The 18502-nt window shown below is 64.9% G+C and carries 18 protein-coding genes and 1 pseudogene; 11 read left to right on the top strand and 8 right to left on the bottom strand.

Translation table 11 applies throughout. The annotated features are described in order from the left end of the window. Positions 1-64: 64 nt before the first annotated feature. Complete coding sequence (locus tag ACTTAI_RS03920) at positions 65-520, top strand: hypothetical protein (RefSeq protein WP_444454485.1); 456 nt, start codon at positions 65-67, stop codon at positions 518-520. A 21-nt stretch (positions 521-541) separates the two neighbouring features. Here the strand turns inward: ACTTAI_RS03920 and cowN are convergent, their stop codons facing one another. Together cowN and ACTTAI_RS03910 are read right to left on the bottom strand one after the other, a co-directional pair. Beyond that, the gene (gene cowN, locus ACTTAI_RS03915; protein ID WP_444454483.1) at positions 542-820 is read right to left on the bottom strand and encodes a N(2)-fixation sustaining protein CowN; all 279 of its coding nucleotides are present in this window, start codon (positions 818-820) and stop codon (positions 542-544) included. 58 nt (positions 821-878) lie between these two features. Then, positions 879-1505, bottom strand: coding sequence for a Crp/Fnr family transcriptional regulator (locus ACTTAI_RS03910; protein ID WP_444454481.1), 627 nt, complete (start codon positions 1503-1505; stop codon positions 879-881). A gap of 137 nt (positions 1506-1642) precedes the next feature. On the opposite strand from ACTTAI_RS03910, the gene fdxD reads away from it, so the two are divergent. From fdxD to nifB, 9 genes are all read left to right on the top strand, one after another. Beyond that, entirely contained in the window at positions 1643-2014 is a 372-nt protein-coding gene (gene fdxD, locus ACTTAI_RS03905; RefSeq protein ID WP_444454479.1) for a ferredoxin FdxD, read from the top strand. A 280-nt stretch (positions 2015-2294) separates the two neighbouring features. Next, entirely contained in the window at positions 2295-3182 is an 888-nt protein-coding gene (gene nifH, locus ACTTAI_RS03900) for a nitrogenase iron protein (RefSeq protein WP_110806937.1), read from the top strand. Positions 3183-3252: 70 nt separating this feature from the next. Then, entirely contained in the window at positions 3253-4758 is a 1506-nt protein-coding gene (gene nifD / locus ACTTAI_RS03895) for a nitrogenase molybdenum-iron protein alpha chain (protein WP_110806936.1), read from the top strand. Positions 4759-4852: 94 nt separating this feature from the next. After that, a complete protein-coding gene (gene nifK, locus ACTTAI_RS03890; protein ID WP_444454477.1) occupies positions 4853-6391 on the top strand; it encodes a nitrogenase molybdenum-iron protein subunit beta in 1539 nt (512 codons plus the stop codon). 231 nt (positions 6392-6622) lie between these two features. Beyond that, complete coding sequence (locus ACTTAI_RS03885; RefSeq protein WP_444454475.1) at positions 6623-6910, top strand: HesB/IscA family protein; 288 nt, start codon at positions 6623-6625, stop codon at positions 6908-6910. A 10-nt stretch (positions 6911-6920) separates the two neighbouring features. Next, the gene (locus tag ACTTAI_RS03880) at positions 6921-7355 is read left to right on the top strand and encodes a NifU family protein (protein ID WP_444454473.1); all 435 of its coding nucleotides are present in this window, start codon (positions 6921-6923) and stop codon (positions 7353-7355) included. Between the two features lie 138 nt (positions 7356-7493). After that, positions 7494-8780, top strand: a complete 1287-nt coding sequence (gene rpoN, locus ACTTAI_RS03875) for an RNA polymerase factor sigma-54 (protein ID WP_444454471.1) — start codon at positions 7494-7496, stop codon at positions 8778-8780. 297 nt (positions 8781-9077) lie between these two features. Beyond that, positions 9078-10838, top strand: coding sequence for a nif-specific transcriptional activator NifA (gene nifA / locus ACTTAI_RS03870; RefSeq protein ID WP_444454469.1), 1761 nt, complete (start codon positions 9078-9080; stop codon positions 10836-10838). Between the two features lie 186 nt (positions 10839-11024). Beyond that, positions 11025-12518, top strand: coding sequence for a nitrogenase cofactor biosynthesis protein NifB (gene nifB / locus ACTTAI_RS03865; protein WP_444454467.1), 1494 nt, complete (start codon positions 11025-11027; stop codon positions 12516-12518). Positions 12519-12521: 3 nt separating this feature from the next. Here nifB and modD read toward each other — a convergent pair whose 3' ends face one another. Genes modD through mopA form a run of 5 tightly spaced genes read right to left on the bottom strand, consistent with a single transcriptional unit; the run spans position 12522 to position 16731 of the window. After that, complete coding sequence (gene modD / locus ACTTAI_RS03860; protein ID WP_444454465.1) at positions 12522-13361, bottom strand: ModD protein; 840 nt, start codon at positions 13359-13361, stop codon at positions 12522-12524. 3 nt (positions 13362-13364) lie between these two features. Continuing rightward, positions 13365-14456: a molybdenum ABC transporter ATP-binding protein gene (gene modC, locus ACTTAI_RS03855; RefSeq protein ID WP_444454463.1), complete on the bottom strand. Its 1092-nt coding sequence runs from the start codon at positions 14454-14456 to the stop codon at positions 13365-13367. Then, a complete protein-coding gene (gene modB, locus ACTTAI_RS03850) occupies positions 14453-15139 on the bottom strand; it encodes a molybdate ABC transporter permease subunit (protein ID WP_444454461.1) in 687 nt (228 codons plus the stop codon). Before modB ends, modC begins: the two co-directional genes overlap by 4 nt. A gap of 5 nt (positions 15140-15144) precedes the next feature. Continuing rightward, complete coding sequence (gene modA / locus ACTTAI_RS03845) at positions 15145-15903, bottom strand: molybdate ABC transporter substrate-binding protein (protein ID WP_444454459.1); 759 nt, start codon at positions 15901-15903, stop codon at positions 15145-15147. Positions 15904-15933: 30 nt separating this feature from the next. Next, positions 15934-16731, bottom strand: coding sequence for a molybdenum-pterin-binding protein MopA (mopA, locus tag ACTTAI_RS03840; protein ID WP_444454457.1), 798 nt, complete (start codon positions 16729-16731; stop codon positions 15934-15936). Positions 16732-16979: 248 nt separating this feature from the next. Here mopA and ACTTAI_RS03835 point away from each other — a divergent pair. After that, a pseudogene (locus tag ACTTAI_RS03835) lies at positions 16980-17802 on the top strand (TOBE domain-containing protein). A 16-nt stretch (positions 17803-17818) separates the two neighbouring features. On the opposite strand, the gene ACTTAI_RS03830 reads toward ACTTAI_RS03835, so the two are convergent. Next, positions 17819-18439, bottom strand: coding sequence for a class I SAM-dependent methyltransferase (locus ACTTAI_RS03830; protein WP_444454455.1), 621 nt, complete (start codon positions 18437-18439; stop codon positions 17819-17821). Between the last annotated feature and the right edge of the window lie 63 nt (positions 18440-18502).

Genomic DNA, 18502 nt, shown 5'->3' with positions numbered 1-18502 from the left:
AAGACATGACCGATCCGCAGCGGCAGCCGCCCCTGCCCGGTCGCTCGCCTCTGGAGTGAACCTCGTGACCTCGCGCCTTGTGCTCGCCCTTCTCGCCACTGCCGCCCTGACCGCTTGCGGTGCAGACAACACGTTCCGGCTTTATCCGCTGAGCGGGCCGATCGCGGATCAGAACCCGGCGCAGTCGATTCCGATCTCGATCACGGAAGACAGCGAAACCTCGGGCCAGATCTGGTTCAAGCTGCCCAAGCCCAACAAGACGAAATGCAGCGGCACCTGGTCGAGCCTGCAGCCGCGCGAGAAAACGCATGAGCGCGGTCTTTCGCTCAAGCTGCGCGACCTTGGCGGCAGTTACAAGAATTCGACCAAGGACGTGGGCGGCGTGAACACCGGCGAGGTCTATGCGGTCTGCAAGGACGGCACCCGTCTGCAGGGCACGTTCATCATGGGCTCGGGCACGCAAAGCGGCACCGGCACCGTGACCGACACGCACGGCAACACCTACAAGCTGCTGTTCTGATCCGGCGCGAACGAAGGGGCGTCAGAGGCAGTGGTGCTCGATGTGCCACAGCAGGGCGAGCGCCTCTTCATCCTCTTCTTCCTCGAAGAAGGACATCAGCGCATTCACCTGCGCGCCGATGAAGCGCAGCCGGTCATGGCCCATCTGCGCATTCTCGGCCAGTTTCTTTTCGAAATAGGCGACCCAGCGCGAGTCATTGCCCGCCATCCGCGCCGCCAGCATCTCGCACAGACGGTCGGCATTGGTGTCGCAGGCGATGCCCATGAAGGTCACGTAACGGTCGGGGGTCTGGTCGTTCATCGCGGGGTTCCTCGGCTGTCTTCCGTCGTGTCATAGGGGCGGAGCGGCGCAATTTCTGTCAGCTGGACGACACTTCGGCCAGCCGCGCCAGATGGCCCGGATCGTGCACACAGATCAGCTGCCGCCCCGGCCGCGACAGCACGCCCTCGCGGATCAGCCGGTTGATCAGCGTCGAAAGGGTCTGCCGCGTCGTGCCAAGCGCGGTTGCCAGCGCTTCGGTCGGGCCGACGAGCCGGATCGTGTCGCGTCCCTGCGCCTGTAATTCGGTCAGAAGATGGCGGGCGAGCCGCGCCTCAACCGGGCGGAAGGCCAGATCCTCGATCAGATCCAGTGCCCCGCGCAGGATCTGCCCCACCTCGCGAAAGGCGGCGACGCCCAGTTCCGGGTGCCGCGTCACCAGTTCGAGCATCTCGGCCACCGGCCAGCTGAGCACCTGCGCGGGCTCGACCGCCTCGACCCAGACCCGCGTATGGGTGACGAAAAGCCCGCCCGCGCGCAGATGCGCCAGCGTCACCTCGCGCCCGGCCCCGGTCAGGCTCAACCGCACCGTGCCGCTTTCGATCAGGATCAGCCGATCCGAAGGCGCATCGGGCCGGGCAATCATCTCGCCCGCGCCGTAACGGCGGCGCAGACCGCCTTCGAGGCGGGAAATCCAGTCGGATGAGGCGGGCGGAGGCGGGGGCATCGGGCTTTGGTGCAAAGGACAACAGCGCAAGGCTAGGCCCCTGCCCGCCCCCCGGCAAGCCCGCCCGGCGGCACTGGCATGGCCCTTGCTGCGCAGCTTGCGGGACCTTTCCCTCAACGACAACCAAGAGGACTGCGATGCCGAACATCACCTTCACTTCGCCCATCATGAAGAAAGACAAGACGATCTACGCGGTGGCGGGCAACACCGCGACGATCCTCGCGCTGGCCAAGGAACACGCGATCCAGATCCCGTTCGAATGCGGTGACGGCGACTGTGCGTCCTGCCTGATCGAGGTCACCCATCTCGACAAGAAGCCCGCGATGGCGATGATGCTGACCGAGAAAGAGAAGGCGCGTCTGAAAGAGCTGCAGATGATCACCCCTGAGGAGATCGAAGCCGCCGAAGTCAGCGACGTGCCGCCGAAGTTCCGTCTCGCCTGCCAGTTCATCCCGCGCGACGAAGACGTGATGGTGCATTTCACCGGCACCCCCGGCGGCTCGGTCTGAGATCGCCCCATACCCCGAAACCCCGCCGCGCGTCGGCGGGGTTTTTTCATGTCTGTCGGACAGGCCGTCCCGACAATGCGGCCCCGACAAAACCGCGCCCCGCGCCGGAGGCCCTACAATTTGTCGGGAGTGTTCCATTTCGAACAAAATCTGCAAGTTTCTGTTTTTGAATGAATATTCAGGAAAAAAGCAGTTGGCACGAAGGCTGCTGTAGAAGCTGTGAGCCCGGTTACGAACCGTCTCGATATTCGTGAAGCACCAACCCCCAAGGGAGCCACACATGGGCAAACTCCGTCAGATCGCCTTCTACGGCAAAGGTGGTATCGGCAAGTCGACCACCTCGCAGAACACCCTGGCCGCGCTGGTCGAGATGGGTCAGAAGATCCTCATCGTCGGCTGCGACCCGAAAGCTGACTCGACCCGCCTGATCCTGAACACCAAGCTGCAGGACACCGTGCTGCACCTCGCCGCCGAAGCCGGTTCGGTCGAAGATCTGGAAGTCGAAGACGTTGTGAAGATCGGCTACAAGGGCATCAAATGCACCGAAGCCGGTGGTCCGGAGCCGGGGGTTGGCTGCGCAGGCCGTGGCGTTATCACCGCGATCAACTTCCTCGAAGAAAACGGCGCCTATGACGACGTGGACTATGTGTCCTACGACGTGCTCGGCGACGTGGTCTGCGGCGGCTTCGCGATGCCGATCCGTGAAAACAAGGCCCAGGAAATCTACATCGTCATGTCGGGCGAGATGATGGCGCTTTACGCCGCCAACAACATCGCCAAGGGCATCCTGAAATATGCGAACTCGGGCGGCGTGCGTCTGGGCGGGCTGATCTGCAACGAGCGCAAAACCGACCGCGAACTCGAACTCGCCGAAGCGCTGGCCGCCAAGCTCGGCTGCAAGATGATCCACTTCGTGCCGCGCAACAACGTCGTGCAACACGCCGAACTGCGCCGCGAAACCGTGATCCAATACGATCCGAACTGCAGCCAAGCGCAGGAATACCGCGAACTTGCCCGCAAGATCCACGAGAACTCGGGCAAAGGCGTGATCCCGACCCCGATCACGATGGAAGAGCTCGAAGAGATGCTCATGGACTTCGGCATCATGCAATCGGAAGAAGATCGCGAAAAGCAGATCGCCGAGATGGAAGCCGCGATGAAGGCCTGAGGCCTTCCGAACTTGCGGGTGGGCAGCTTGCCCACCTTGATCCAAACGCTGAAGTGAGGGAGCCAAAAGAATGGCCAAAGATCACGCGGGCGGTCCGGAAGACCTCGAGAACATCATCAAGGAAGTTCTTGAAGCCTATCCGGCGAAAGCTCAGAAGAAGCGCGTCAAGCACCTGTCGGTGGCCGGTGCCACCGAGGATGACGCGGATGCGGTCACCGGCATCGCGTCGAAATGCGACACCGTCAAATCGAACATCAAGTCGGTCCCGGGCGTCATGACCATCCGTGGTTGCGCCTATGCCGGTTCGAAAGGCGTGGTCTGGGGTCCGATCAAGGACATGGTGCACATCTCGCACGGTCCGGTCGGCTGCGGTCACTATTCGTGGAGCCAGCGCCGCAACTACTACACCGGGAAAACCGGCGTGGACAGCTTCGTGACGATGCAGTTCACCACCGACTTCCAGGAAAAGGACATCGTCTTCGGCGGCGACAAGAAGCTGGAAAAGACGATCGACGAGATCAACACGCTCTTCCCGCTGGCGAACGGCATCACCATCCAGTCGGAATGCCCGATCGGTCTGATCGGTGACGACATCGAAGCCGTCTCGAAGAAGAAGAACAAGGAAATCAACAAGACCATCGTTCCGGTGCGCTGCGAAGGGTTCCGCGGCGTGTCGCAGTCGCTCGGCCACCACATCGCCAACGACGCCGTGCGCGACTGGATCTTCGAACAGCCGGAAAGCGAAAACACCAAGGCTTTCGAGCCGGGTCCCTATGATGTCAACATCATCGGCGACTACAACATCGGTGGCGACGCCTGGGCTTCGCGCATCCTGCTGGAAGAAATCGGTCTGAACGTGATCGGCTGCTGGTCGGGCGATGCGACGCTGGCCGAGATGGAGCGCGCTCCGAAAGCCAAGCTGAACCTGATCCACTGCTACCGGTCGATGAACTACATCTGCCGTTACATGGAAGAAAAGTATTCGATCGGCTGGATGGAATACAACTTCTTCGGGCCGACGCAGATCGAAGCCAGCTTGCGCGCCATCGGGGCGAAGTTCGACGAAACGATCCAGGCGAATGTCGAAAAAGTCATCGCCAAGTATCGTCCGCTGGTCGATGGCGTGCTGGCGAAATACAAGCCGCGGCTCGAAGGCAAGCGCGTGATGCTCTACGTCGGCGGCCTGCGTCCGCGCCACGTCGTCACCGCCTATGACGATCTGGGCATGGAAATCGCCGGGACGGGCTACGAATTCGCCCATAACGACGACTACAAACGCACCGGCCATTACGTCAAGGAAGGCACGCTGATCTACGACGACGTCACCGGCTACGAGCTGGAGAAGTTCATCGAGAAGATCCGTCCCGACCTCGTCGGCTCGGGCATCAAGGAGAAGTATCCGGTGCAGAAGATGGGCATTCCGTTCCGTCAGATGCACTCGTGGGACTACTCGGGCCCCTATCACGGCTACGACGGCTTCGCGATCTTCGCGCGCGACATGGACATGGCGATCAACAACCCCGTCTGGGGCCTGTTCGACGCGCCCTGGGAAAAGGCCCCCATCGCCGCCGAGTGAGTCCTCCGGGGGCGGTGCGCTGCCGCCCCCAACCTCCCCTTCCCCCCGTCGGTGCGTCCCGGAATGCGGACGGCCTATGACAAGGATTTGACCCATGCCCCAGTCGGCTGACAAGGTGCTCGACCACTCCAAGCTGTTCTTCGAGCCCGAATACAAGGAAATGCTCGCGAACAAGAAGGCCACTTTCGAATGCGGCCATTCTGCCGAAACCCTCGCCCAGATCGGTGACTGGACGGCCTCGTGGGACTATCGCGAAAAGAACCTCGCCCGCGAAGCCCTGACCGTGAACCCGGCGAAAGCCTGCCAGCCCGTCGGCGCCGTCTTTGCCGCGCAAGGCTATGAAGGCACCCTGCCCTTCGTGCATGGCTCGCAAGGCTGCGTCGCTTACTACCGCTCGCACCTGTCGCGCCACTTCAAGGAGCCTTCGGCGGCGGTCTCGTCCTCGATGACCGAAGATGCGGCCGTGTTCGGCGGTCTGACCAACATGGTCGAGGGCCTTGCCAACGCCTATGCGCTTTACAAGCCGAAGATGATCGCCGTTTCGACCACCTGCATGGCCGAAGTCATCGGGGACGACCTCAGCTCGTTCATCATCAAGGCGAAAGAGGCGGAAAGCGTGCCGGTCGATTTCCCGGTGCCCTTCGCCCACACCCCGGCCTTTGTCGGTAGCCATGTGGACGGCTACGACAACACGCAAAAAGGCATCCTGTCGCTGTTCTGGGCCGGTGCCGAGCGCGTTGCCAACGAGACCCTGAACATCATCCCGGGTTTCGACGGCTATGCCGTGGCGAACAACCGCGAAATCAAGCGCCTGCTTGATACGATGGGCGTCGGCTTCACCTTCCTGTCGGATGTGTCGGACGTCTATGACACCCCCTCGGACGGCCACTACCGCATGTATGCGGGCGGCACCAAACTCGAAGACGCGAAAGCCGCGGTGAACGCCAAGGCGACGCTCTCGATGCAGGAATACTGCTCGCCGAAGACGCTGGAATATGTCGCGACCACCGGGCAGGAAACCGCCACCTTCAACTACCCGATGGGCGTTGGCGCCACCGACAGCTTCCTGATGAAAGTCTCGGAGCTGACCGGCAAGGCGATCCCGGACAGCATCAAGCTGGAACGCGGCCGTCTGGTCGACGCCATCGCCGACAGCCAGGCCTATCTGCACGGCAAAACCTTCTCGATCTTCGGCGACCCGGACTTCGTTCTGGGCATGGCGAAGTTCATCATGGAGATGGGCGGCGAACCGGTGCACTGCCTCGCCACCAACGGCTCGAAGAAATGGGCCGAGCAGATGAAAGCCGTTCTGGCCGCTTCGCCCTTCGGCAAGCAAGGTCAGGTCTGGGCGGGCAAGGACCTGTGGCACATGCGCTCGTTCCTGATGACCGAACCGACCGATTTCCTGATCGGCTCGTCCTACGGCAAATATCTGGAACGCGACACCGGCATCCCGCTGATCCGTCTGACCTTCCCGATCTTCGACCGTCACCACCACCACCGCTTCCCGACCTGGGGCTATCAGGGCGGCCTGACGGTTCTGGTGAAGATCCTCGACGCGATCTTCGTCAAGGCCGACACCCGCGCCGGTGAATGGGGCAAGACCGACATCAGCTTCGACCTCACCCGCTGAGGCAAAGACACTCCCTCGACCTGGGCCGGCAGCTTTGGCTGCCGGCTTTTTTCGTATTCCCGGCGTCGCAACCGGGCCTCGACCTGTCGGAACAGGGCAAATCCGTCATTTACAACAATGTCTGTCGCAAATCCCCCCAATGTCGGCCCGAAGCTTGCAGGAAGCGGCCGAAACGCTTGGCACGCTTCTTGCTGGGACATTCATGAAGCCTCAACCAAGCAGGAGAGCGTCATGATCGAGATCACCCAGCCCGCCAAGGATGCGATCCGGTCCGCCATCGCCAATGCAGGGCAACCGGTGGCCGGTTTGCGGCTGCTGGTCGAAACGGGCGGTCGCGCCGGGCCAACCTACGGCATGCTGGTCGAGCGCAAGGCCGATCCCGCGGACGAAACCCTGACTTTCGGCGACGTGACCCTGCTGATCGATCCCGAGACCCGCCCCCATCTCGCGGGCACGAAAGTCGATTTCGTCGCCTCGGTCGCGGGAGCCCGCTTTGTCTTTGAAAAGTCAATCTGCTGAGGGGGATGCGATGAAGGATCTGCTCGACGAAACCCGCGCGCTCGCCTCCGCCCCGGCGCCGCAACGCCCCGCCGCCCCCCCGGCTGCCGCCGCCCTTGCCGCGCGCCAGGCCGCGGGCGGCGCGGCCCCCGACACCGCGGCCTTTCTGGCCAACTTCGTCAAGATCGGCGAGATCGCCGCGCCGAAAACTCCGGCCAAACCGCTCTTTTCGCCCGAGGAAGAACCCGAGGTGGTCGCCGATCTGATCGCCGAGATGCGCCCGATGTTTCAGCGCGACGGCGGCGACATCGAATTGGTCGGCATCACCGGCAATGCCGTGCAGGTGCGGCTCTCGGGCAGCTGCGCGGGCTGCATGATGTCGGCGCGCACGCTCTCGACGGTGCAGCACCAGCTCATCGAAACCCTTGGCCGCCCGGTCCGGGTGGTCCCCGAGATCCGGCACTGAGATGAACGCCCGCCGCTCCGCCCAAAAACACGGCACAACCCAGGGTGGCGCGGCGCAGATTTCGGCACCGACCCCTTTTTCGCCCTGCGGCGCCCTGCCGCCCCACGCAATGACCCGAGTTTGAGATAGGTTGTCCCCATGGAACTCGCGCAGACGCTTTCCCAAAGACAGACGATGCAGATGGCGGGGCAGATGCTCCATTCCCTCGCCATCCTTGGAATGTCGTCACAGGATTTGTCCGAGCATCTGACCGAACAGGCGACGTCGAACCCCTTCCTGACCTATCGCGCCCCACCCGCCTTCATCGCCCGCGGCGGCGAGGATTTCGACGCCGTGGCCGCGGTCGCGGCGCACAAGCCGAGCCTGATGGCCCATGTCGTCGATCAGATCGAGATGGCATTCGCCGAAAGCACCGACCGTCTGCTGGCGCTGCGCTTTGCCGAGGCGCTGGAGCCGAGCGGCTGGCTGGGTCAGACCGTCGAGAGCATCGCGCTGGCGGCGGGCGTGAACATGACCCGCGCCGAAACGGTGCTCGCCGTCCTGCAGGGCTTCGAGCCCACCGGCCTTTTCGCCCGCGATCTGTCGGATTGTCTGATCCTGCAGGCGCGCGAGGCCGACATCCTGACCTGGGAAGTCGAAACACTGATCCGCAACATTCCGCTGATCGCCGAAAACCGGCTCGCGGATCTGGCGGACCTGTGCGATTGCGACGTCACCGACATTCCCGATATTCTCAAGCAGATCCGGCACTTGAACCCGAAGCCGGGTCTTGCCTTCGATCATCAGCCGACGCCGGTCTTCCCGCCCGATCTGATCGCCGTGCGCGGCGCCGAGGGCTGGACGGTGGAACTCAATCGCGCCACCTCGCCCACCATCACCGTGCGCGAGGACCGTTTCGCGGATGGCACCGCCGATGCGAAAGCCCGCGCGGAACGGCGCAAGGCGCTGGCCGAAGCCCGCGCGCTGGCGCAGGCCCTCGAACGCCGCGGGGATACGCTCTTGCGCACCGCGGCTGTGCTTGTCGCCCGGCAATCCGCCTTCCTCGACAAGGGGCCAGCATTCCTTGTGCCGCTGACGCTCGAAGACGTGGCCTCGGAACTTGGCCTGCATGCCTCGACGATCTCGCGCGCGGTGTCGGGGCGGATGATCCAGACCCAGACCCGGGCGCTGCCGCTGCGCGCCTTCTTCTCGCGGGCAGTCTCGACCCAGGGCGGCGGCGAGGCGGTCTCGCGCGACAGCGCCCTTGATTTCGTGCAGCGCACGGTGGGCGGCGAAGACCCGCAAAACCCGCTCTCGGACGATGCGATCGTGTCGCTGGCCGAGCGCGCCGGGCTGCGCATCGCTCGCCGGACGGTGGCCAAATATCGCTCGACGCTCGGCCTCGCCTCGTCTTACGAGCGCCGTCGCGCCGCCGCCGCGCGCTGAGTCTGTCAAAACCGACCTTTGCCGCACCGGAAGCGCCATTTTTTTCGGCACTCCGGGCGGTATCGCCCTGAAGTTGTGCTTAACGGTTTCTCAATCACCCCAAAGTCGCGACATATTGGCACTTGTGGCTGTTTGCGCCGTGCATCCGGGCGCAAGCTTGACCAAGTCTCGAAGTGTCCGCCACGGCACCCACTTGCGCCCAAGACGATCCACGCAGCGAAGACTGCGGCACCCCATGGGAGGGGGTGAATGTCGTTTTCGACGCCCCGGTGCCTCGGCCAGCGAGGGAGAACAGTGATGATCGACATTCGGGAACGTCTCGTCCCCAAGCCGCAGGAAAAGCATCGTTCGGCGCGGGCCACGGCCGACCGTCTGGCTTTGGACGCGCTTTACGAGATTGCGAAGACGTTTGCCTCGGCGCCGGATCCTGTGGCGGAGGTTCCGCAGATTTTCAACGTGCTGTCGTCGTTTCTCGACCTGCGCCATGGCGTGCTTGCCCTGCTCGCCGAACCGGGCGAGGGGGTCGGCGTCAATCCCTACGTCATCGCCGCCACCGCCTTTCAGCGCTCGCCCGAGGCGCCCGCGTCGGAGGTCATCCCCGATGCCGTGGCGCGGATCGTGTTTCGCTCCGGTGTGCCCTTTGTCAGCTTCGATCTTGCCGCCGAATTCGGCGAGACCGCCGTGCCGAAGCGGTTGCGCGATGCGGGCCAGACCCTCATCGCCGTGCCGCTGCGCGACCCCGAGCGCAGCCATTTCGTGCTCGGCGTTCTGGCCGCCTATCGCAGCCACGACCACAACCGCTCCGGCTTTTCCGATGCCGATGTGCGGGTGCTGACCATGGTCGCCTCGCTCCTCGAACAGGCGCTGCGCTTCCGCCGCCGCATCGCGCGCGACCGCGAACGCGCGCTCGAAGACACACGGCGCATGCTGCAAACCGTCGCGGAAAGCCGCGGCCCGGCGATCCCGGTCAGCCTGGATGGCATCGTCGGCTCCAGCCCCGCCATCGCCGAGGTGATCGCCCAGATCAAGCGCGTCGCCAGCACGCGGATGCCGGTTTTGCTGCGCGGCGAAAGCGGCACCGGCAAGGAACTCTTCGCCCGCGCGGTCCACGCCCAGTCGCCCCGCGCCAAGGGCCCGTTCATCCGCGTCAACTGCGCGGCGCTCTCGGAAACCCTTCTGGAATCGGAACTTTTCGGCCATGAGAAAGGCGCCTTCACCGGCGCCAATGCGCTGAAGAAGGGCCGGTTCGAACTGGCCGATGGCGGCACCCTTTTCCTGGACGAGATCGGCGAGATCAGCCCGGCGTTCCAGTCGAAACTGCTGCGCGTGCTGCAGGAGGGCGAGTTCGAGCGCGTCGGCGGCGCGAAGACGATCAAGGTCGACACCCGCATCGTCGCCGCGACAAACCGCGATCTGGAAGATGCCGTCGCGCGCGGCCAGTTCCGCGCCGATCTTTATTTCCGCATCTGCGTCGTGCCGATCGTCCTGCCGCCGCTTCGCAACCGCAAAAGCGACATCAAGCCTCTGGCGCAGCTCTTCCTCGATCGCTTCAACAAGCAGAACGGCACCAACGTCAAATTCGCCAGCGATGCCTTTGACCAGATCTGCCGCTGCCAGTTTCCGGGCAATGTCCGCGAGCTGGAGAATTGCGTGAACCGGGCCGCGGCGCTCTCGGATGGTGTGGTGGTTCTGGCCGAAGAGCTGGCCTGTCGGCAGGGCGCGTGCCTTTCGGCCGAACTTTTCCGGCTGCAGGACGGGGCGTCGCCGATCGGTGGCCTGGCCGTCGGGCGGATGATCACCCCCACCGTGCGCGTTTCTGCGCCGCCGGTCGAGCCGCCCGCGGCGGTGGCGCCCGAGCCGATGCCAGAGCCCGAGCCGCTCGCGAAGGACGAGGTGCAGCTGCGCACCAAGACCGCGCAGCTGAGCCGCGAGGAACTGGTGCGGGTGATGGAAAGTGCAGGCTGGGTGCAGGCGAAAGCGGCGCGGCTTTTGGGCATGACGCCGCGCCAGATCGCCTATGCTTTGCAGAAATTCGAGATCGAGGTGCGCAAGATCTGACGGCGGTTGGACGCGGAGACTGGCCCCGGCCTCGGCCGGGGTCTTTGTTTTGGCCCCCCCCCTGTCGACCCGTGTCGCATTCCCGACAAAAGCGCAGGGTTTGTGCCAATCGCCCCGCCACGCGGCTGGCACGGTTCTTGCTGCATCCCCCATGACCCCCCGAACGGGCAGAGCATGGAGAGCAGCATGTCGGACAATGTCGTGGCCCTTGGCACCCTTTCGATCGGCTCGAAGGAGAGCCTCTCGGCCGCGCTGGCCTCCGGCGGCTGTTCCTCGACCACATCGGCAACCGGTTGTGGCTCCAAGGAAAAACCCGAAGACATGGACCCGGCGACCTGGGCCAAGGTGAAGGATCACCCCTGCTATTCCGAGGAAGCGCATCATTATTTCGCGCGCATGCATGTGTCCGTGGCGCCCGCCTGCAACATCCAGTGCAATTACTGCAACCGCAAATACGACTGCTCGAACGAAAGCCGCCCCGGCGTCGTGTCGGAACGGCTGACGCCGGTCGAGGCCGCGCGCAAGGTGATTGCGGTGGCGAACGAGGTGCCGCAGCTTTCGGTTCTGGGCATCGCCGGGCCGGGCGACAGCGCCTATGATTGGCTGAAGACGAAAGAGACCTTCCGGCTGGTGACCGAGCAGATCCCCGACATCAAGCTGTGTCTGTCGTCGAACGGTCTCGCGCTGCCCGATCATCTGGATGAACTGGTCGAGATGAATGTCGATCACGTCACGATCACCATCAACATGATCGACCCCGAGGTGGGGGCGCAGATCTACCCCTGGATCTTCTATAACCGCAAACGGATCTATGGCGTCGAGGCGAGCCGGATCCTGCATGAACGGCAGATGGAGGCGCTGGATGGGTTGGTGGCCCGCGGCATCCTCGTCAAGGTGAACTCGGTGCTGATCCCGGGGATCAACGACGCGCATCTCTTGGAGGTGAACAAGGAAGTCAAACGCCGCGGCGCGTTCCTGCACAACATCATGCCGCTGATTTCCGCGCCCGAGCACGGCACGCATTTCGGCCTGACCGGGCAACGCGGGCCCACCGCGGCCGAGCTTCTGGCGGTGCAGGAGGCCTGCGCGGGGGGGGCCAATCTGATGAAGCATTGCCGCCAATGCCGCGCCGATGCGGTGGGGTTGCTTGGCGAGGATCGCGGTCAGGAATTCACCCTCGACCTCGTGCCCGAGGCCCCGGTCTATGACGGTGCCGCGCGCGAAACCTATCGCGACTGGGTCGTGGCCGAACGCGAAGACCGCCGTGCCGCGGCCGAAGCCGCGCAAGCCGCGACCGAAGCCGCGGTGGCGGCGAGCTCGCCGAAACTCCTCGTCGCGGTGACGACGCAGGGCGGCGGGCGGATCAACCAGCACTTCGGCCATGCGACGGAATTCCAGGTCTTCGAGGCCGACGCGACGGGCGTGCGCTTCGCCTTCCACCGCCGCTGCGACAACTATTGCGTCGATGGCGGCGGCGAGGAGGACCGGCTTGAGCGCGTGATCGCGACGCTCGACGGCATCGACACGGTTCTGGTGGCGAAGATCGGCGACTGCCCGCGCGAGGGCCTCGCCGCCACCGGCATCACCGCCAGAGACGATTGGGCGCACGACTACATCGAGCCCGCCGTCCTCGCCCTCTACCGCGAAAAAATGGCCCAGAAACAAGCCCAGAGCGCCTGAGGATCAGGCCGGGCCGATCCAGACCGCAACATCGCGCGGCGGTGCCGCGAAGGGGGCGGAGGTGACCAGAACCTGCGCCCCCGCGGCCGCATAGGCAGCGGCGTTTGCCGCCGTGATGCCCCCCGCCGCCGCGATGTGCCCGCGCCAGTTCGGGCCAAGACCGGCGACAACGTCCGCCACCTGCGCGGGCGGGAATTTTTCCAGCTGCAGCACCTCGGCCCCGGCCTGTGCCGCCGCCAGCGCCTCGGCGACATTGGCAACTTCCACGACCACCTTGCGCTCGGGGCATGTCGCGCGCAGCCGGGCGATCTGCGCCGCCAAGGCGTCCTCGCCCCCAAAGGCGCGGTGTTCGGCAAACAAAAGAACGCTGTCCGACAGGCCGGTGCGATGCACCGTCGCCCCGCCCAAAGTGACCGCACGCAGCGACAGAGCCCGCGTGCCCGGCACCGATTTGCGGGTACAGGCGATGGTCACCGCGGGGTTCACCGCCGTCGCCGCCGCGACGATCTCTGCCGCCGAACTGGCCAGCCCCGAGGCCCATTCGATCAGGTTTTGCGCCACTTTCCAGCCCGCCAGCAGCGCCTCGACCTGACCGCGCGCGAAAAGCAGCATCTCGCCGCCCTCGACCGCGCGGCCCGAGGCGGTGGCGATCCAGGCCTCGGCGCCCAGAAGCTGCAGGATCCGCACGGCCTCTTCCGAACAGGCGACGGTCATCGGGCCCCGCGCCCGCATCGTCAGCTCGCCCGCCTCGGTGGCCAGCCCCAGACTGCGCGTCGTCAGATCGCCCGCGGGCACGTCTTCGCGAATGAGCGCCATCAGCGCGGTGTCGTCGATCAGGAACATCCCTTACCCTCCGGTCTGCGCAGGCGCGCTCAGCGCCATCGCCTTGAGCCGCGCCACCACCTTTTCGCCGGGCTGAAACGCAAGCCCGTCCCAGGACTTGCGCGACACCCGGGCCAGAAGACTCGCCCCCTCGCCCGCAGCCCCCAGCGCCAGCCGCACGGTGATCTGATAGCCCTCGGCAGCCTCGGCGCCAAGGATCACCGCGGGCAGGGCGTTCAGAATCGTGGTATCGGAGGGCGCATGGCGGCCCAGGCTGACATCGGTCGCAGGCACGCGCAGCCGCCGCAGCATGCCGACCGGGCCAAGATTGCCCGGCACGACGATCTGCCCGCCCGGCACCTGCAAGGTGCTCAGCCCATAAGCGGGGTCAAGCGTGACCACCACCCCCTCGATCACTGCGGCAAGGTCGGGGCGATGAATGAGCGGCAGGCTCGGGTCGGCCTGCATCGCGGCGATGGGACCGGCGGCCCGGACCCGGCCCGCCTCCATCAGAACCAGCGTATCGGCCAACCGTTCGACCTCGGACAGGTCATGACTGACCAGCATCACCGGCATCTGCAAACTCGCATGCAGACGTTCGAGATAGGGCAGGATCTCGTCGCGCGAGATCCGGTCCAGCGCGGACAGCGGCTCGTCCATCAAGAGAAGTTCCGGTTGCGACAGAAGCGCCCGGCCGATGGCGACGCGCTGGCGTTCCCCCCCGGACAGCGTGGCGGTGGGGCGGCGCAGAAGCGGATCGATGCCCAGCAGATGCGTCACCTCCTCCTCGGAAATCCGCAGCGGGCCGCGGGCGCGCTTGAGCCCGTAGATCAGGTTTTCGCGCACCGAAAGATGGGTGAAAAGGCTCGCCTCCTGAAACACATAGCCGACGGCGCGGCGATGCGGCGGGGTGATCTGGCGCCCCTGCTGCCAGGTAACCCCGTTCACGACAAGATGCCCCCCCGGCAACCGCGCCAGCCCCGCCATGCAGCGCAGCACCGTCGTCTTGCCGCAGCCCGAGGGGCCAAAGAGGGCCGTCACCCCCTGCCCCGGCACCTCGAAGGCCGCATCGAGGGTGAAATCGCCCTGCCGCCCGGTGAAATGCGCCGAGATCATCGCCGCGCCCCGGTGCCGAAGCGGCGCTCGATCAGCATCATCGCAAGGATCACCACGAAGGACATCGTGAGCATCCCGCCAGCGAGCACATGCGCCTTGTCCCATTCGAGCGTCTCGACATAGTCGAAGATGGTGACCGAGAGCACCTTGGTCCGTCCCGGAATGCCGCCGCCGATCATCAGCACGACACCGAATTCGCCGACCGTATGGGCAAAACCAAGGATCGCCCCGGTGATCAGCCCGGGCAGCGCCTGCGGCAGTGCGACGGTGACGAACGCGTCCAGTGGCGAGGCGCGCAAGGTCGCGGCCACCTCCATCGGGCGCGACCCCATCGCGGTGAAGGCATTGCGGATCGGGTTCACCACGAAGGGCAGCGAATAGACAACCGAGCCGACGACAAGCCCCGCGAAGGTGAAGGACAGCTTGAAACCCAAAAGCGCCGTCAGCGGCGAACTCGGCCCCATCGCGATCAGCAGATAAAAGCCCAGCACCGTCGGTGGCAGCACGATCGGCAGCGAGACAAGCGTGGCGACGATCTCTTTCCAAAGACCGCCGCCACGCGAAAGCCACCAGGCCAGAGGGGTTCCCACAGCCAGAAGCAGCACTGTCGTCACCGTCGCCAGTTTCAACGTCAGCGCCAGTGTTTCGAACATTGCCGCGTCGAACAGAATCCCCTCCGTCATCAGCCTTATTCGGTGACGTAGCCGTATTTCTTGATGATTTCGAGGGCTTCCGGCGATTTCAGGAAGTCGAGATAGGCTTTTGCCGCCTCATCCTCGGCGCCGGTCTTCAGCAGCACCGCGTCTTGCTTGATCGGTTTGTAGAGATCTTGCGGCACCATCCAGATCGAGCCGCCCTCTTTGCCGATCACCTGCGAATAGGCGACGAAGCCCACGGGCGCATTGCCGGTGGCGGCAAATTCGTAAGCTTGCGTGATGCTTTTGCCGGTGACCAGCTTCGGTTCAAGCGTCTCGTAAACGCCGAGCTTCTGCATCACCTCGATCGCGGCCGCGCCATAGGGGGCCGCTTTCGGATCGGCGATCGCCACATGGTCGAGATCGGTTTTCAGCACATCGCCCTTGTCATCGACCTTGGCCGGATCGGCCGACCAGAGCACAAGCTTGCCCACCGCATAGGTGAAATCGGTGCCCTTGACCGCATAGCCTTCCTCGATCGCCTTCTTCGGACGCGAGGCATCGGCCGACAGGAAGACCTCGAAGGGGGCTCCTTGGCTGATCTGGGTGTAGAACTGGCCCGAGGGGCCGAAGGTATAGGTGACGGTGTGGCCGGTTTTTTGCGTGAAGAGCGCGCCGATTTCCTTCGCCGGTTCAGTGAAGTTGGCGGCGACGGCGGCGATCACCTCGCCCGCGGCGGCGGGCAGGGCAAGCGCCATCACGAGAGCAAGCGCGGTCGATCCTGCGCGCAGGGTTTGCGAGAACTTGGTCATGTCGGGATCCTTTCTGTCAGGGAAGAGGGCTCAGGGCATTGCCAGAATGATGTGGCTGGCCTTGAAAAGCGCGGTCGCGGGCACACCGGGAGCCAGCCCCAACGCATCGGCGCTGGTGTGGGTGATGACGGCGGTGATCGATTTGCAATTGCCCAGATCAAGGATGATCTCGGTGTTCACCGGCCCGTCGGTGCGGGCAGCGACGATGCCGGTCAGACGGTTGCAGGCGGAAATCCGGCCCGGATCCCCCCCAGCCGCCAGCATGACAAAACTGGCCTTGATCAGTGCGAAGACCTCGACGCCCGGGGCGAGGCCCATTTCGGTGGCCGAGCGTTCGGTGATGACGGCGGTCAGGCTGTGGCCATCGGTCAGCGCCAGTTCCACCTCGGCATTCACCGCGCCAAGGGTGACGCGGGTGACGGTGCAGCGCAGGGTGTTGCGGTTCGACGTGCGCATCGTCAGACTCCAAAGCGTGTTGAGGGCTTTCTCGGGGGCCGCGACGCCGCCTTCCAGCACGCCGAGCGCCTTGCCAAGCGCCGCTTCCAGCAAATCGAACCCCGCGATCAACGCATGCCCCGCTTCGGTCACACGGGCATTGCCGCCCGTGCGTCCGCCCGGAGCAGCCTCGACCAGCGGCTGCTCAAACAGGTTGTTGAGCGTGCCGACCGAATCCCAGGCGGTTTTGTAGGACAGCCCGACCTCGCGCGCGGCACCCGCGATGGTTCCGTGACGGGCGATCGCCTCCAGCAAACGGATCCGGTCGCCGCCCACCCGCGGCGCACCGGCACGCTGCAGGCTCAGGGCGGCGGTGAGGGGTTGTTCGTTCATGGCGGGTCTCGAAGCGGTTCGTTATGTATGTAACGCTAATAGCGCCGCTTTCTCAAGAGCGGCAGAGGCTTATCGGTCGCATTGGCGCCCGTTATCACCTACGACTTCACATCCCATGCCAAGTGGCGCCGAATTGAGCTGTTTTCGGAACATTGCCCAATACAAAGGCGCCAAAGGAACAATTTTGGCCCTTTCGCACCGTCACATGAGTCGTCTTCGCGCAGGCGGAGGTGGTCGCCGGGGCCGAATTGCGCCACAATGGCGACGGGGAAAACGGAGGCAAAAATGACGGACGGGCTACGCGGGGCACTGGTGCTGGAACGGACAGGCTCGCGCATGGGCGCCGAGCGGGTGGCGCTTCTGGCAGCGGTCGGGCGCACCGGCTCGATCTCGGCGGCGGCGCGCGAGGTGGGGCTGTCCTACAAGGCGGCCTGGGACGGGGTGCAGGCGATGAACAACCTGTTCTCGACCCCCGTCGTCACCGCGGCGCCAGGCGGCAAGGCGGGCGGCGGCGCGGTCCTGACCCCCACAGGCGAAAAACTGATCGCCGCCTATAGCGCGATGGAGGAGGGCGTCGCGAAGCTGCTGGCGAGTTTCGAGAAAAGCCTGAACCTCGATCCGGCCGAAGTGCTGCGCGGGCTGACGCTGCGGACCTCGGCGCGGAATGCCTGGCTGTGCAAGGTGTGGTCCGTGGCCGCCGATGATGTTGCCGCACAGGTGCGGATGCATCTGAGCGAGGGACAGGATCTGACGGCGGTGATCACCGCGCGCTCGGCTGCCGAGATGCGGCTGGCGCCGGGGTCCGAGGTTCTGGCGCTGGTGAAATCGAATTTCGTCATGCTGGCGGGCGCGGGCGTGCCCGAGCGCCTTTCGGTGCGCAACCGACTGAAGGGCCGGGTGATCGACCGGATCGACGCACCGCTTTCCAGCGAGGTGACGCTGGATCTGGGCGGCGGCAAAACGATCACCGCGACGATCACCCGCGACAGCGCCGAGATGCTGGAGCTGCGCCCCGGTAACGAGACCACGGCCCTGATCAAATCGAGCCATGTGATCCTGGCCCTGCCCTGAAAGCAGGGCCGGTGATTCACGCGACGCGGCGGAAACGCAGATAGGTCATCAGGCCGAAAGGTGGCAGGCGAGTTTCCTCGACCAGTTTCAGCCGCGGCTCGGACATCACCTCGTCACGGGCGAAGTCGGAATGCCAGCCCAGAGCATCGGCCATCGGCGCGGCAAGCTTCGCGGCCACACCCCAGCCCCCCTTTTCCCGGGCGAAGTGGTTGGTGATCAGCACCGTACCGCCGACACGACAGACCCGCGCCATCTCGGCCATCACCCGGCGCGGCTCGGGCACCACCGACATGATGTGCAGCGCGACGACATGATCGAAGCTCTCATCCTCGAAGGCCAGCTCGCGCGCATCCATGATGTGCAGCCCGGCGACATTGCGCAGCCCCTGCGCCTCGGCCCGGGCCTGCGCCTTGGCCAGCATGTCAGGCGACAGATCAATGCCGGTGACCGCCACTTTCGAAGGCTCATAGAGATCGAGCGCCAGCCCGGTGCCGATCCCCACCTCCAGCACGGCCCCGCCCGCCGAATTCACTTCCCGCGCCGCATGGTGGCGCCCCGCATGGGTGATCTTGCCAAAGGTTCTGTCATAGATCGGCGCCCAGCGCTTGTAGCTGCGAGCAATCGCGTCCGTGTGCATCCCGAGACCTTCCTCCGACACTCTGTGGATCGAATCAAATTCGCGGGCACGTTGTGGCACCCA

The organism is Rhodobacter capsulatus (assembly GCF_052363175.1).
GTDB classification, from domain to species: domain Bacteria; phylum Pseudomonadota; class Alphaproteobacteria; order Rhodobacterales; family Rhodobacteraceae; genus Rhodobacter; species Rhodobacter capsulatus_D.
Note: the sequence above shows the minus strand (reverse complement) of the source record. Positions and strands in the feature narration are given on the sequence as shown.

Bases quoted from the DNA above. Each gene is read 5' to 3' on its own strand.
- modB (WP_444454461.1), bottom strand. From the start codon at position 15,139: ATGACGGAGGGGATTCTGTTCGACGCGGCAATGTTCGAAACACTGGCG.
- ACTTAI_RS03885 (WP_444454475.1), top strand. From the start codon at position 6,623: ATGATCGAGATCACCCAGCCCGCCAAGGATGCGATCCGGTCCGCCATC.
- nifK (WP_444454477.1), top strand. From the start codon at position 4,853: ATGCCCCAGTCGGCTGACAAGGTGCTCGACCACTCCAAGCTGTTCTTC.
- fdxD (WP_444454479.1), top strand. From the start codon at position 1,643: ATGCCGAACATCACCTTCACTTCGCCCATCATGAAGAAAGACAAGACG.
- modD (WP_444454465.1), bottom strand. From the start codon at position 13,361: ATGTTCCTGATCGACGACACCGCGCTGATGGCGCTCATTCGCGAAGAC.
- cowN (WP_444454483.1), bottom strand. From the start codon at position 820: ATGAACGACCAGACCCCCGACCGTTACGTGACCTTCATGGGCATCGCC.
- nifH (WP_110806937.1), top strand. From the start codon at position 2,295: ATGGGCAAACTCCGTCAGATCGCCTTCTACGGCAAAGGTGGTATCGGC.
- mopA (WP_444454457.1), bottom strand. From the start codon at position 16,731: ATGAACGAACAACCCCTCACCGCCGCCCTGAGCCTGCAGCGTGCCGGT.
- ACTTAI_RS03880 (WP_444454473.1), top strand. From the start codon at position 6,921: ATGAAGGATCTGCTCGACGAAACCCGCGCGCTCGCCTCCGCCCCGGCG.
- ACTTAI_RS03830 (WP_444454455.1), bottom strand. From the start codon at position 18,439: ATGCACACGGACGCGATTGCTCGCAGCTACAAGCGCTGGGCGCCGATC.
- nifB (WP_444454467.1), top strand. From the start codon at position 11,025: ATGTCGGACAATGTCGTGGCCCTTGGCACCCTTTCGATCGGCTCGAAG.
- modA (WP_444454459.1), bottom strand. From the start codon at position 15,903: ATGACCAAGTTCTCGCAAACCCTGCGCGCAGGATCGACCGCGCTTGCT.
- ACTTAI_RS03910 (WP_444454481.1), bottom strand. From the start codon at position 1,505: ATGCCCCCGCCTCCGCCCGCCTCATCCGACTGGATTTCCCGCCTCGAA.
- nifD (WP_110806936.1), top strand. From the start codon at position 3,253: ATGGCCAAAGATCACGCGGGCGGTCCGGAAGACCTCGAGAACATCATC.
- nifA (WP_444454469.1), top strand. From the start codon at position 9,078: ATGATCGACATTCGGGAACGTCTCGTCCCCAAGCCGCAGGAAAAGCAT.
- modC (WP_444454463.1), bottom strand. From the start codon at position 14,456: ATGATCTCGGCGCATTTCACCGGGCGGCAGGGCGATTTCACCCTCGAT.
- rpoN (WP_444454471.1), top strand. From the start codon at position 7,494: ATGGAACTCGCGCAGACGCTTTCCCAAAGACAGACGATGCAGATGGCG.